Source organism: Lysinibacillus sp. FSL L8-0312 (assembly GCF_038003285.1).
Taxonomy (GTDB): domain Bacteria; phylum Bacillota; class Bacilli; order Bacillales_A; family Planococcaceae; genus Lysinibacillus; species Lysinibacillus fusiformis_D.
In genome coordinates, this window is sequence record NZ_JBBOOV010000001.1 from 1,397,197 (window position 1) to 1,410,817 (window position 13,621).

Genomic DNA, 13,621 nt, shown 5'->3' on the forward strand with positions numbered 1-13,621 from the left:
ACTAATAAAAACTTTTAAAAATGAAAACAAATCTTTTGACCCTATAGTTACTATAGGGTTTATCGTATTACATGGAAATAATCTAGTAGATTTAATACAAATGTATCGTGAACAAATAGAAGGAGTACTTTATGAGCAAGAAACAAAATATAACTTTAGCCATTTTACTGTCTAATCTTTTCATTGCCTTTTTAGGGATTGGCTTAGTCATCCCTGTTTTACCAACGATTATGAATGAGCTTCATATTTCGGGCTCTGTCGTTGGTTATATGGTGGCAGCCTTTGCTATCACACAATTAATCGCATCACCAATTGCTGGTAAGCTTGTCGATAATATTGGCCGCAAAATTATGATTGTTGCAGGTCTTTTTATTTTTGGACTTTCAGAGTTTTTATTCGGCTTTGGTCGTTCAGTTGAAATACTCTTTGTCTCCCGTATGCTAGGTGGCGTGAGTGCAGCTTTCATTATGCCAGCCGTAACTGCCTATATTGCCGATATTACAACATTGGCACAGCGTCCAAAAGCACTTGGTTATATGAGTGCAGCCATCAGCACAGGGTTTATAATCGGTCCTGGCATCGGTGGTTTTTTAGCTGAATATGGTACACGTGTACCATTTTATGCAGCTGGAGTACTTGGTCTGTTCGCGGCTATCCTGTCATTTATGTTTTTAAAAGAACCGACACGTGCTACAGACAATGAAGAATCGGCACCATCTATTGTTGGTAGTGTCAAGCGAGTTTTTAGCCCGCTCTACTTCATTCCATTCATTCTTATTTTCGTTCTGTCATTTGGCCTCGCTGCATTCGAATCGCTATTTAGCTTATTCGTCGATCACAAATTTGCGTTCACACCATCTGATATCGCCATTATCATTACAGGAAGTGGTATTGTAGGTGCCTTGGCTCAATTAATACTATTTGATTGGCTGACAAAGAAAATGGGCGAAATTAATGTTATTCGTTACTCACTAATCCTTTCAGCAGTTTTAACATTCGCCATGACGATAGTGAATCATTATTTTGCCATCTTATTTGTTACATTCTTTATTTTCGTAGGCTTCGATTTAATTCGTCCTGCAGTTACTTCCTATTTATCAAAAATCGCCGGAAATGAACAAGGATTTGTTGGTGGAATGAACTCTATGTTTACAAGTCTTGGTAATATTTTCGGCCCTATCTTAGGTGGTATATTGTTCGATGTGAATCTGAACTATCCATACTATTTTGCCACAATCGTCTTAGTGCTTGGCGTCATTCTTGCATTATTCTGGAGAAAGCCAAAGCATATTGAATTATAAAAATGAACGATACACATCTATACAAATGAATCCTAGAGAATCCTCCTAAAAAAGGATTGCCCTTGCGATGAACAAATCATCGTTGGGCAATCCTTCTTTTTATTCATGTACTACAGTTTCTTCTTTTTCGAAATGAATTCCTGTAATATGCACATTCACTTCTGCTGTTTCTAGTGCTGTCATATTCAAAATAGCTTGTCGTATTTGGGTTTGAACTTCCTTCGCTACCTTAGGAATGGCATATCCATATTTCACAGAGCAAAATACATCAATAGCAATTTCACCAGTTTCCGTTACACCTGATTTAATGCCTTTATTGTGTACTTTTTTACCGAAACGTTCAGCGACACCCGTCGCAATATTTCCACGAGTTGCAGCAATGCCTTCAACTTCATTGACAGCAATCCCAGCTACAACTTCGATCACCTCTGCTGCTACCTCAATTTTTCCAAGCTCTTCTTTTCCAGAAGGTGTTGGTTGTACGAAAGATTGTCCTACTTTCTCTGCCATACAAATATCATCCTTTCCCTTACACATCACAAACAAGTGCTGTACTTACGTTCATTATACTATAAAAAGGAAGGTTTGGCTGTCGAAAGCCGTTTTAATTTATCGATAGAATCGTTGAATTGAAATTATTGATCCTCGACATCTATTAGGTAAACCCCATTTTCAAATCCACCACGTATTATTTTCTTATACTCACGAGTTGCATCTAGCTCTTCATAGCTTACACCTAACACTCTTATGGCTGCATGAATAAGCTCAAGTATATCCGCTAGCTCCTCCATATTTGCTTGTCTATCTTTTGCGTCATGAAATTCTGATGCTTCTTCTATCATCTTAGCTTTTATTGCATTCAATAGCTCATTAGATTCTAGGGCTCGCGCATGATAAGATAAACCCTTCGCTTGAATAATGTCTAAAATCTTATCTCTCACAAGCTTATTGTATACAGGCATCTATTGATTAACTCCCATTCATCCAAAAGTTTTGTACTATCACCAACTTCTATTATATAGTATCATTTCTATAATATAGAAATAGTTTCAGAATAGAGGTGTAGGATGTTACGAAAATGGTTGTTGGGTATTGGGGCGGCTGTCATTATTTTTACAATGCTTATTTTATTATTAGGAAATAGAGCTACTGAAGATACCTTGCTCGCAAAAAATATAATGGAGCAAGCTAATGGTGGCTCAAAAATCGTTTCACTAAATCAATTGACTACTTTTGATTGGGAAAAAGCACAAGTTTATGGACCTTATACAACGAGAGATGCTATTGAAGTAACAATGGACATTCAGTTTAAAGGTAGCACCAGTGGAATAGATGTCCGAGAAGATATTTTTCTACTTGTATTTGCTAAAGAAGGTCATGCTATAAAGACAGCCGTGCTTTACAGAAAAGTTGGAGACTATACAACTAAGGGTGGTATGCTAACACCTGAGAACGACCTTCTATATATTGAATAGCAGTCATTCTAAATTAGTAGGAGCTGCTAAAAGGTTCTCTTGTTGTTAATGCTATTTGTTTTATTAAAATTTAATGGAAATATAAAAAACCTCCTAACTAATAAAAGTTAGAAGGTTTTAAAATTGCGAACGCTTACTTCGCTTTTTCTGCTACACCCAATACATCATTCTCTTCAAGGAACTTCGTATTGAATTGTGCTGATTTGAAAACGTCATTGTTCATCAGTGCTTGGTGGAATGGGATGGTTGTTCCATAAGGATTCATGAACATCTTCCAAAACTCAGAAACCCTTACAGAGCAAGAATTATACGGATATTTAAGAATAGAATGATTTCAGAACGCAATACTATCACCTTCTATTAAATAGAATAGCATTTTTAAAAGTTGAACGCTAGACGCTATCAGTTCGTTTCGTGAATCACTTCAATTCGTGTGAGTGTATGAGGTCACCTCTATATAGGAATATGCCCTACCTCATTATCGGAAACTACGCCCCCCTTCCATTAGGTCACAACAAACTCCTCAAGCATCCACTGTTTCACCACAGAAAATGAATCAATCTCACTCACAGGAAGGCTCATATATTCCAAAAGCTCCACAGATGCTATGTAAGACTTACCTGAACTACAACTTAATATTGTTATTTTGTCTTACACCAAGACTAATACCAAAATAAAAAACGAGATAAACCCTTAGTTTATCCCGCTTCTCTATAAACTGCGCAAGTTCTTAATCAGCAATGTCTAATTACCTTAAAATTTAATATATTATTAATAATTCAATCATATTTCTCTATTAATGAAATAATAGATATTAAGTATCCACTTATTTTTTCAAACTCTTTAGAGTCTTGTTTAACATCCTCAATACTTTTGATACCATGAAAAAACTTATTTCTCATTCTTTTAGCAATATAAAACAAATAAATAATTTTCGACTGTATCCTTGTCTTATCCATCGATTCTGCGAAAGTTTTAAAATAACCTTTCGCTTTTTGTGTCATTGCATCATTTTGATTAAATACAAGATTCAAAAATACTTCTTTATCTTTATCGTATTTCTGATAAAAATGATTAAATGATTTATTGATATTATCAATTAACCCATTACTTATACTATTATTAGATTTTTTGTCTTCGATAACTAATGAAAATTTATCTGTTTTAATATCTAAACTATTTACCCATGCTTCAAAATCACTAATACGCATATTATCAGACTTGAAAATACTACCTCTAGAATGATTTTCAAATAAACTCCATATAAATGTAAAATTTTTCGCTTCTTCAAGCCCACTATTTTGTGCATTATAAGTTTGTAGTACCCACTCAGTTATACTCATTAAATAACCCACTTCCTACTAATATCTATGATTCATATGAATGTTCTACTATATTAAGGAATGATTTTATCTATATATTTATTTCTGTAATATTTTTTGTATATCTACCTTTTTCAAACCTCTTAATAGAATATTCAATTCTTTTTCATGATAATTTCTTATATTTTCAAATTCTTCTGCAACTTGCTCTAAATCAATATCGGAATATCTACCTCCCGCTACCTCTCTTAAAAGTCTCTCCATTACATTTGGTAATAAAACTACTAAATTTTCATTTATTTTTTTTAATAATTCATCAATGTGTACTTTTACAATTTCTAATTCCGAAGTGTTCTGCAAGAGTATTAATGCTTTTATTTTCTTAACCAATATATGTGGCATATAGATACTATCTAACTTTACCTCTTTATTTTTTAAAAGCTCAAAGTTTTCTTTAGAAGGTTGTATTAAGTCAATAGGGTTTTCAATAGTTGAATAATTAATAAGCGAAGTAATTTCTTCTTCTAAATTAAACTTTATGGCTGTATATCTCTCTACAATTTTTTTAATAGAACTTTCATCAGAAAAAATATATCCGTAACTTTTTAATATACTAATGGCATTAAATATAGATAGCTCATAATAATTAATGTTAATTCCCTCTTTTAGTATCATCAATAATGATTCTTGCATTGGGTTCCCAATAGATTTTAAATAGGGATTTTCACCTCTTCTAAATTCGAAGTTTTCAATATTATCAATAAAAAATTCACCATTAGTCTTATCAAGCCACATCTCTACTAACCACAAAAATTCTTTAATACAAGCACTAAATTCTATATGATATATTTCATTGAGATAAACGCTTTCTAATGCACTATCTACTTTTAAAGTTTCTTGTATATCTCCAAAGTCTACTACCATTCCTTCTTCATCATTAATTTTCCTTAACAATAAATAACCTTCTTTGTTTGTAGGATTTAAAGATTTCGAATCAAGTAAATAATACTCTAAATTGACTTTAGATGTATGTATAAATAAATTTGGGTGCGTTCTTAAAGAAATAAACTTATTATATTTTTTTATCCATTTAATAATGTTTGCAACAATAATTCCAAGTTCTTTTTTAAAATACATAGAAGATACGAAATCCTTAAATATTAATGTAAGTTCCTCTTCTATTTCTCGAAAATTTTTGTGGACTTGAAAACCAATAAATTCTTTATTCAAAAGTAAATCTTGCATATCAGATTCACTTAAATTTAATAGTTTAGTTATACGATTAAGATTATTCCCTTCGGAATTATAGCCATATACTATATTGGCTAGACTTTTGAGAACAGTAAGTAACTGTGTATCTATCTTAACTTTAAAAAAATCATTAATATCATCATCTAATAATCCACTAAAAAACAATTCTTCGACAGTCGCAGATATTATTTTTGCTAATCCACTTCTAACTTCACTTTTAACACGATTATTTATACTATACGTTATAATCCTTCTAAATTTAATGTCAAACGGTAAGTCCTCTATACTACCATAATCTAGATTAAAAAAGCATAATACATTATTCCATCCAAGAGATTTAGCCGCATATCCTAATTCTAACAATACATTAGGATTAGGTGTTTTTCTTTCTTTGCTATTTGAGTTAATTATTGAAACATCTGCGATAAATAATTTACTAGAATCAATTTTTTTAAATAAAGTATCAACAATACCAGGTGTTCCAATTACTCCCTTTGTATCTCTTTCTATACTCATTTATAAATGTAAATATTTGTAATTTTTAATATTTCTTATAGCATTTTTTATACACTGTTTTATAAATCCTCTATTCGAAGAATTAGGGAAATTTGATTGCCATGAATAAAATATTGTGTTCTTCAATAAAAAATAACCTCCTCTATTAACTAAAACGTTATACACGTATTAACATTTATCAATCGTTCTATCATTCACTGACAAATAACTCTTATTAATTGTTTCAAGATTCTTATGACCACTCCGCTTTGCTAGGTCTGCTCCCACTTCGTATACAACTGTAATTTGAGTTTTTCGTAATGTGTACGGCATTTGTGAATAGCTTTACGATGAGCTGTGTTGCTCCCCTGATAGCTTCTCACTATAATACATTTCTTTATGTAATTATACCCTCCATTCACATCATCCGTTATCGTAAAGTCGGTTTAAAACAGCTTTAATGACTCGTAGACTGCTTTGTTTCCATACATCTGAAAATCCCCTAAGCTCGCAATCCAACCAAATATAGACTCCAATTTAATGTCATCTACGTATTCAATTTTCATTGCATCTACTAAACATGTTCTATAAAATATGAAATTCCAACTATAGATAATTGGATAAATATTCCAAATATGTTTCCCGTTAGATAACTACAAACAGGATTACCAAAGATTTTTCCTATATTTGTTGATAGAATAAATGATGAGCTTTGGGAAAAAGTATTGAAAAATATAATTTCTTGGTATTTTGATGCAATGAGTTCTAAATATTTAGAAACTAAAATAGTTGCTTTGTAAATTGCTTTAGAAAATATTGCATGGACATATATAGTGGAGGACTAAGAAATATTGGGTAGACAAGCATTTGATAAATTAAGAATGCTTTTGTATGAGTTTGAGGTATTCCACACATTGAGAGCTTTAAAAATTTGAGTGGTAAATATAATGATGGTGCACACTTATTTACTGAAATTAGAAATGATATTGTACATCCTAAAGAGAGATGGAGTGGGAAGTTAAATATTATGTTCTGAAATTAGGTATTAAATATTTGGAATTAAGTATTCTAAAACCCAATAATTTATCCATATTTCCAGAAATATAATAATCCCTTCCAAAGTTAAAAGTTAAAATATCTCCCTTACCAATCAATCCATTCTGTAAAATAATATTGATTTCGTTACTTGAATTTTTAATCCAGTTACTTAAAATGGAAATATCACTTTTTACCTTTCCATCAAAAATAATATTAGGTTATAGTAACCACTTTAGTATAATTTCCCCCTCAATTTCAACAGTTTTGATTGTTCTTGTAATTTATAATCCCTTCATAATTTTTCTTTCTTTATTTACGTTATCCATTGATATTTTCGAAATAAAGGCTGTTTCTGTTAACATAATTATTCCCCCTATTGTCATCCCATTTACAACAAAATATACCAATTTAAATTTTAAATCAAACTCCAATTTCATTTAGAATTGAGTAATAATAAGATTGGAGTTTTCCTATTATACTTGGATAACTTCACTAATAAATAAAATAGTTGCAGTCAAATAGTTTTATTTATTGAAATCCATTTATCAAATAATTTATTTAAATACTAATTCGGCACTTTATATTTAAAGTTCTATTTTAAACTTATCTTTATTAAATATGTATTTATCTCCTTTTATTTCAAAGTCATTTGATAATTTCACAATTTTATTACCATCTTTACTATGAATTGTTATTTGAATCTTATATTTCCCCTCTTCTAATATTTCCTCAATTTCCTCACCCAGGTTTATATTATTTTTTAGGGTTGATTGCTGTTTATTTGAATTAATTCTTGAAATCCCATTTGATTTATTTTCTAATAATGATGATGATTCATAAACTTCAAAAAAACTTCCACTAAAATCTTTTTTATCTATATCGATTTCCTTAATTAAAAACCAATCTTCCTTCTCTTGCATATAAAGATGAATTTTTAAGTTTTCTAATTGTATATTAGTTAATTGTATATCTATTGGGAGCATACTATTGTTTTCAAAATCAACATCAACAGTCTGCCCTTTAGAAAATGATAATACTGAATATGTAAAGAATAGAATAAACAGTAAAAATAGTATGTAGAACCAAAAACTCATATGTGTTTTTCTTAATTTTACTGCATCATAAATTTTTCTACATACTTCGAAAAATTTGTTTCTCATTTTTTTTATAATTAATACTAGTGAACTAATTAATACTAAAAAAATGAGTGTTGAAATCCACCAAAACAGATTAAAAAAATTCATCATTAATTCTATAAATAAAATAAACATAGTTGTAATAACAAATAAAGCTATATTTAAATATAAAATACTAAAAATTTCATTAAAATTTTTATTAGCCTCATTTTTGGCTTCTTCAAAAATAATGTCGTCATTAAAGTCCTTAAAAGTCTTCAATTCTGAAAAAATGTATCTGCTTCCTCCAATAAAAATGGTAACTAGCATTGTTACTAACACTAGAGCAATAATATGTTCAGAGCTAAATAAACTTTTAGTATTGAGATTATTAAAAACAAAAAAAGTAAAATCAAATGATTTTATTAACACGTACCAAATAACACCTAATATAGTTAAAGTAATACCTAACCTTGTTGCTCTATCAATATTACTATTCTGCATACATAACCAACCACCTTTAAAAAATAAAATTAGTTTAATTTAGATTTTATTCATTTAGGAGAGTGATTAAATCTATTACACTCTTCTATTATTTAAATTCACTTTAAATAAACACAAAAGAATATTTATCCAATTCGATCCTATCTCTAGAACTATACTTTATAGTATACTATATGATTTACTATTCTAAGCTTAAAGAACATTATTTTAAAAACACATTAGTAAATAATCCCCATTACATACTCCTTTTATTTTATAAGAGTTTGAATGGCTTGACTTTTCTAATAATACATAAAAATTCTGATTTTTCAATCCTACGGCTTCTCTAATTTCTGTAAATCTTATTGATTCTTTATCTGAATTATTTTCTATATAGTTATACCAAGCTTTCAAATTTTTATTATCGCCTTTAGAAAATTCCTTTTCTTTTATTAACTTTTCAGGTGTCCATTCTAAAATATTACACTTAGGAAATTTTAAACCAATTAATCGAGCAATATTTTATAATTATGAAAAATTAAAATCTCACCATCTACATTTCTAGAATTGTCTCTTTGATTACTTCTTTTAATTTCGTGTGAATAGTCAACTAACAAATGGCTTTATATCAAGGTTTTCAATGTATGCTAATTAGCAAAAGAATACATTTATCGTTAAATGGTACATACTTACGGCTTTATTACATTACAACTCAATCAAAATAAGAACTTACATTCCTTATTGGTGTAAATCACTATTTTTTTAGTAATTCATTTAAAACACTCTTCCTTAGTCAATGATTATACATTCCCCTGTATTTTTATTAATTTGATTAGTGGCGATTTAGAATTTGTCGTGTCGCATCTGGTAACAGTTAATCATTCTTGTTACAAATTTATAAGAAATATTTCATAAATTTGAAACTTTCTACATTTTTCATCGTATATAAAAATGAATTTGATTTTTACAATTCAAACTATGAGCAATTAATCATTTTGTTCAGCATAATTGAAGTAACTATTTAATTCAACTTATATATCTAAAGGAGGAATTTACCATGTTTTTTTCAAATACTAACCCAAAATTTGAAATCCTAAGAGCCACAAATAATCAATACTACTTTGTGCTAAAAGCTCCTAATGGTGAGATTATTGCAACAAGTGAAACCTACACAACAAAAGAAAACTGTAAAAATGGTATTAATTCAGTCAAGGTAAATGCACCAAAAGCAACTGTTGTAGACAATTCTTAAGAGAAACATTAATCAATCAAAAGGACTTGTGTGTAGAAGTTATACACAAGTCCTTTTTCACAGTCAACAAGTGTCATGACTTCATCAAAGCCCCCTATAGCGTGACTATAAGCTTCTGACATGACAACAAAAAAAGATAGAGCTGTTTGCTCCACCTTTTAAAAAAATTATCTATTCCAATGAATAAGTAATATCATATACATATCCATTCTTCATTGTTAAAACTACATCATCACCATAAGTCCAAAATTCAGCTTCTACATTTCTATGAGACAGCATCCTTATAATCACCTTGTTTATAATGTTCGTGTGCTTTAAGAAACTCTTCTGAAACTGCATTCAACTCCTGCCCTTGCAATAGTTGAATGGAGGTTTTCACCACCTCATTATGAATCAATTGAAAATCAATTCTAATCAATTGATTTTCAACTATTTCATAACCCAAAGAATTTTCTTTTAACTTCCTGTTAATTCTCTTGATTGCTCTTTGCCATTTTTCTTTGAATCTATAATCGTTCATGGCATAATCGTGATGGTAGAACACTAATAAATCGATTACATTGATTGCTGATTTATTATCGGTACTCAAGAGAAAAGACATTACATAATTTACACTAGAATCACTACTTTCATTATATCTTACAGTACAATCAAGATGTAATAATCCCAATTCAAACTTTATTTCACTTACCACAAATTCCTAAAATTAACTACTATCCGTAATGTACCCACGTTTAAATTCATTTACTACCTCACTGATTAGCATAGCAAATTGTGTTCTGAAACTATGTGGAATCTCATCATATTCATATACGTCTTCTCTTAATTCTATAGTGTTCCTTCTTGAAAACAGTTCAAAAACCATCTATGAATCCCTCAATGATGTTTAGTGCTTGATTAAAAATTTCTTGAGCCACTTTAGAGTCACGTAACATGAAGCCTACTACAAGGATTGCTCGTTTGTTAAACATTGTAGCACCACGTTTACCAATGCCATACCCAGTAACATTATAAAGTGACAAGTTGTTACTTTTAAAAACTTCACCAAACTCAGCGAATCTCATTACTTTCACACCGTTTGTTTCAAGTTCCTTACGATTGCGCTAAATAATTTGTCTAACCACTGTTTGGTCAACACCATAGAACTCAGCAACTTGTTTAGTTGTAGCGAGTGCAGTATTAGGTAGTAATGACAAGTTACCTACAGAATCAGTTATATTAGGTCACTACTGTTGTTTCTATCGCTGTTCATTGGCTTCAAAATCAACAATTGTACTTTTTGGCACTATATATTATATAGTGTAAATATCTACATTAGTTAATTTTTAAAAGGTAGTTGCTCCATAGTCACTACTATATCATCCCTTTTGTTGTAATCATCTTTTTGAATGGCTTTGATTACTGTAACTGTTTGCGTAGTAAGTAGTTGCCATTCTATCATCATCTGTCATACCTATCATATAGTAGTCTTGATTGAACTTGAAAGAAATCAAATTGTAACCCTTTAGAACATTAAGGTATTTAATCATTGTACGTCTTGGTAGACATGTTTCAATACTTAGTTTCTCGTAAGATACATCATAACCATTTCTAAAAATGTCATGCTTATGCTTCAACCAACTATACAGATAGAAGCCTATTGTGCCTATTTCATCATTTGCCATACAGTACATGAACACATTAAAGTCCACTGAATGTGTATTTGAAACATCAAAGAATGTTCCCTGCGCTTCTTCTTCAACTATCTGATTAGTTTCTACATTGTGCTTTAAAATAGTTCGCTCAAATGCTTTGAGTGGTTTCTATAAGAAAAACATCTTAGGAATCTCAGGTAATATATCTTTTGGATGAGGAACTCAAACTTCTCTTCTTAGTTTCTTCTTTTATTAGAACTTCACATAGTAATTTAAACATCTTTTCTATTTCAAGAATAAAATAATTACAAGCCTCTTCACCTAAAATAAAGCTTTTTCCATTCTCAGATAGACTAATGCTTTTATCAGATAAATCTTCAACAACCTTTATGAGCTTTTTGTCTGATTCACCCATCCAAGTAATATAGCCTCTTTTACGAACAATACAATTCCTTAATTTTCCATAGTCAGAAAAATCATTTTTGAAATTCTTAGGAATCTTATAATTCAAGGCTTTTTCTATAATGTTAAAATACTGAGTAAGTATGGGTAGCTTTCTATTTTCTTTTAATGTCTCTTCTATTTTTAAACGATACTTACAAATTTCAATGAATCTGTAAAGAACATCCTCTAAAAGACTGTATATACTTATAAATACAGAATTATTTAGTAAATATGGATACCTAATATCAATTCGGTGTGCATACTCATAATCATTCGACAATAAAAAATTAAATGCATCTAAATCTCTTTCAAGCATTTCATTCTTAATTTTCTCTACACTTAATTTCATATCGTCTAAATAGTATGTAAAATCTTGTAGTTCCAACCCAATTAGTCTGTAATACAAATCTAATGGTTTATGGATATCATATACCCTTGTAGCAATCACTCCATTTGCATCTTTTGCATCAATACCAAATCTAGTATATATTTCGTCCATAAAGTATCCTCCTAAAATAATCTAAATTGTTCAATTCCCTAATTGACTTCATCTTACCTTGAAGACATAGTAAGAACAATGGCATGTTGCTAAAATGACTGCCTACATCATAGAAACAAACTGAATCTAAGACATAGACAGCAATTAAAAATTATAGACTCTCTCAAATCCTTTGTTACATCTTCAACATCTATAAAGTTAAACAATCTTGATTAGATTACATGATTAACCTAGTAAGTCTACAAGTAATCCCTCAGCCCCTTCAATACATCATCAGAGCTTATCCCTAAGTACCTCGTTGTGGTTGATAATGATTTATGAGAAAGCGCCTTACTAATTAAAACAACATCCGCCCCCTTCTTCCTTAAGTTAATTGCATACAACCTTCTAATAGCATGAGCACTGATATTGTTTAACTTGTATTTCTTAGCATAGTAAGAAAGCCTCTTAGTAATTGCACATGGGTTTGATTCAACATCTAGAGAATCACCAAACTTACTTAAAAACACAACTTCATTTCGTTTCTTATAATGTTTACGAATAATATTATTTTGAGTTATCAAACGTTTCAAATACAGTGCTAATTCCTCATCGAAAGGCAATTTCAATACATCACATCCTGGTTCTTCATAATGTCACCTGTCAGTAGCGATGAGTTAGTCTTAAAGTTAATATGTTTCTCTTCTAGCTGTATTAACGTATTCATTCGAATGCCCGTCTTGTATATAGTCAGTATAGCTACCGCATCACGAAACTGAATGAAATTCGTCATATCAAGTAATGACAATAAAATTGACAATTGCTTCTCGTCAGCAGGAAGTTTAATCTTGGTATCAACACGTATACGAACGTCTTTCCAAAAGTTTCTCTCTATACATCCGTTATCGTAAAGCCGATTTAAAACAGCTTTAATGACACGTAGACGGCTTTGTTTCGATACATCTGAAATATCCCTAAGCTCGCAAGCCAACCAAATATAGACTCCAATTTAATGTCATCTACATATTCAATTTTCATTGCATCTACTAAACGTTTAAAAGTATAAATATATTCACTGATCGTCGCTTTACGAACGCACAGACGCATCTGCTCTTTCACAATTAACAAAGCACTATTAATTTCCACACCTTTCTTACCCTCGTGTAATTCGGCTACATCAATCATTAGCTTTGGTGGAGTAATCAGTATCGTATCTTTCTCTTTAAACGTACCCTCAAAACTTGGTAGCTGTATAGCTTCTGTTACATCTTCTAAATCAAAAATCCCTGTACGCTGACCTTTTTTAGCCAAATAAAAAACCTCCTAACTAATA

Annotated in this window: 14 protein-coding genes; 3 read left to right on the forward strand and 11 right to left on the reverse strand. The window is 30.4% G+C overall.

Annotated features, from left to right (window positions below; translation table 11 throughout):
* Positions 1 to 131: 131 nt before the first annotated feature.
* The gene (locus tag MHI22_RS07110) at positions 132 to 1,301 is read left to right on the forward strand and encodes an MFS transporter (RefSeq protein ID WP_058844027.1); all 1,170 of its coding nucleotides are present in this window, start codon (positions 132 to 134) and stop codon (positions 1,299 to 1,301) included.
* A 99-nt stretch (positions 1,302 to 1,400) separates the two neighbouring features.
* Here the strand turns inward: MHI22_RS07110 and MHI22_RS07115 are convergent, their stop codons facing one another.
* Both MHI22_RS07115 and MHI22_RS07120 read right to left on the reverse strand, forming a co-directional pair.
* Positions 1,401 to 1,811, reverse strand: a complete 411-nt coding sequence (locus MHI22_RS07115; protein ID WP_036122753.1) for an Asp23/Gls24 family envelope stress response protein — start codon at positions 1,809 to 1,811, stop codon at positions 1,401 to 1,403.
* Positions 1,812 to 1,936: 125 nt separating this feature from the next.
* A complete protein-coding gene (locus MHI22_RS07120; RefSeq protein ID WP_036122750.1) occupies positions 1,937 to 2,263 on the reverse strand; it encodes a nucleoside triphosphate pyrophosphohydrolase in 327 nt (108 codons plus the stop codon).
* Between the two features lie 105 nt (positions 2,264 to 2,368).
* Here MHI22_RS07120 and MHI22_RS07125 point away from each other — a divergent pair, with 105 nt between their 5' ends.
* Complete coding sequence (locus tag MHI22_RS07125) at positions 2,369 to 2,776, forward strand: hypothetical protein (RefSeq protein WP_338651440.1); 408 nt, start codon at positions 2,369 to 2,371, stop codon at positions 2,774 to 2,776.
* A 133-nt stretch (positions 2,777 to 2,909) separates the two neighbouring features.
* Here the strand turns inward: MHI22_RS07125 and MHI22_RS07130 are convergent, their stop codons facing one another.
* The 4 genes from MHI22_RS07130 to MHI22_RS07145 all read right to left on the reverse strand — a co-directional run bounded on the left by MHI22_RS07130 (position 2,910) and on the right by MHI22_RS07145 (position 8,501).
* A complete protein-coding gene (locus MHI22_RS07130) occupies positions 2,910 to 3,041 on the reverse strand; it encodes a hypothetical protein (RefSeq protein ID WP_340811488.1) in 132 nt (43 codons plus the stop codon).
* 514 nt (positions 3,042 to 3,555) lie between these two features.
* Positions 3,556 to 4,119, reverse strand: coding sequence for a hypothetical protein (locus MHI22_RS07135; protein WP_338651441.1), 564 nt, complete (start codon positions 4,117 to 4,119; stop codon positions 3,556 to 3,558).
* Between the two features lie 78 nt (positions 4,120 to 4,197).
* Positions 4,198 to 5,865 (reverse strand): hypothetical protein, encoded by a 1,668-nt coding sequence (locus MHI22_RS07140; protein ID WP_340811490.1) that lies wholly within the window; start codon positions 5,863 to 5,865, stop codon positions 4,198 to 4,200.
* A 1,601-nt stretch (positions 5,866 to 7,466) separates the two neighbouring features.
* On the reverse strand, positions 7,467 to 8,501 hold the full coding sequence (locus tag MHI22_RS07145) for a hypothetical protein (RefSeq protein WP_338651444.1): 1,035 nt from the start codon (positions 8,499 to 8,501) through the stop codon (positions 7,467 to 7,469).
* 1,036 nt (positions 8,502 to 9,537) lie between these two features.
* Here MHI22_RS07145 and MHI22_RS07150 point away from each other — a divergent pair.
* Positions 9,538 to 9,732 (forward strand): YegP family protein, encoded by a 195-nt coding sequence (locus MHI22_RS07150; RefSeq protein ID WP_338651445.1) that lies wholly within the window; start codon positions 9,538 to 9,540, stop codon positions 9,730 to 9,732.
* Between the two features lie 265 nt (positions 9,733 to 9,997).
* Here MHI22_RS07150 and MHI22_RS07155 read toward each other — a convergent pair whose 3' ends face one another.
* The 5 genes from MHI22_RS07155 to MHI22_RS07175 form a co-directional block, all read right to left on the reverse strand.
* Entirely contained in the window at positions 9,998 to 10,426 is a 429-nt protein-coding gene (locus MHI22_RS07155) for a hypothetical protein (protein ID WP_340811492.1), read from the reverse strand.
* A gap of 160 nt (positions 10,427 to 10,586) precedes the next feature.
* Positions 10,587 to 10,796 (reverse strand): hypothetical protein, encoded by a 210-nt coding sequence (locus MHI22_RS07160; protein WP_340811493.1) that lies wholly within the window; start codon positions 10,794 to 10,796, stop codon positions 10,587 to 10,589.
* A gap of 763 nt (positions 10,797 to 11,559) precedes the next feature.
* A complete protein-coding gene (locus MHI22_RS07165; protein ID WP_340811494.1) occupies positions 11,560 to 12,309 on the reverse strand; it encodes a hypothetical protein in 750 nt (249 codons plus the stop codon).
* A gap of 239 nt (positions 12,310 to 12,548) precedes the next feature.
* On the reverse strand, positions 12,549 to 12,917 hold the full coding sequence (locus MHI22_RS07170; protein WP_051891660.1) for a site-specific integrase: 369 nt from the start codon (positions 12,915 to 12,917) through the stop codon (positions 12,549 to 12,551).
* 289 nt (positions 12,918 to 13,206) lie between these two features.
* Positions 13,207 to 13,599: a hypothetical protein gene (locus MHI22_RS07175; RefSeq protein WP_271910254.1), complete on the reverse strand. Its 393-nt coding sequence runs from the start codon at positions 13,597 to 13,599 to the stop codon at positions 13,207 to 13,209.
* Positions 13,600 to 13,621: the final 22 nt, after the last annotated feature.

Excerpts from the sequence above, each read along its gene's own strand:
- MHI22_RS07110 (WP_058844027.1), top strand. The coding sequence starts at position 132 with ATGAGCAAGAAACAAAATATAACTTTAGCCATTTTACTGTCTAATCTT.
- MHI22_RS07115 (WP_036122753.1), bottom strand. The coding sequence starts at position 1,811 with ATGGCAGAGAAAGTAGGACAATCTTTCGTACAACCAACACCTTCTGGA.
- MHI22_RS07120 (WP_036122750.1), bottom strand. The coding sequence starts at position 2,263 with ATGCCTGTATACAATAAGCTTGTGAGAGATAAGATTTTAGACATTATT.
- MHI22_RS07125 (WP_338651440.1), top strand. The coding sequence starts at position 2,369 with ATGTTACGAAAATGGTTGTTGGGTATTGGGGCGGCTGTCATTATTTTT.
- MHI22_RS07130 (WP_340811488.1), bottom strand. The coding sequence starts at position 3,041 with ATGAATCCTTATGGAACAACCATCCCATTCCACCAAGCACTGATGAAC.
- MHI22_RS07135 (WP_338651441.1), bottom strand. The coding sequence starts at position 4,119 with ATGAGTATAACTGAGTGGGTACTACAAACTTATAATGCACAAAATAGT.
- MHI22_RS07140 (WP_340811490.1), bottom strand. The coding sequence starts at position 5,865 with ATGAGTATAGAAAGAGATACAAAGGGAGTAATTGGAACACCTGGTATT.
- MHI22_RS07145 (WP_338651444.1), bottom strand. The coding sequence starts at position 8,501 with ATGCAGAATAGTAATATTGATAGAGCAACAAGGTTAGGTATTACTTTA.
- MHI22_RS07150 (WP_338651445.1), top strand. The coding sequence starts at position 9,538 with ATGTTTTTTTCAAATACTAACCCAAAATTTGAAATCCTAAGAGCCACA.
- MHI22_RS07160 (WP_340811493.1), bottom strand. The coding sequence starts at position 10,796 with ATGAGATTCGCTGAGTTTGGTGAAGTTTTTAAAAGTAACAACTTGTCA.
- MHI22_RS07165 (WP_340811494.1), bottom strand. The coding sequence starts at position 12,309 with ATGGACGAAATATATACTAGATTTGGTATTGATGCAAAAGATGCAAAT.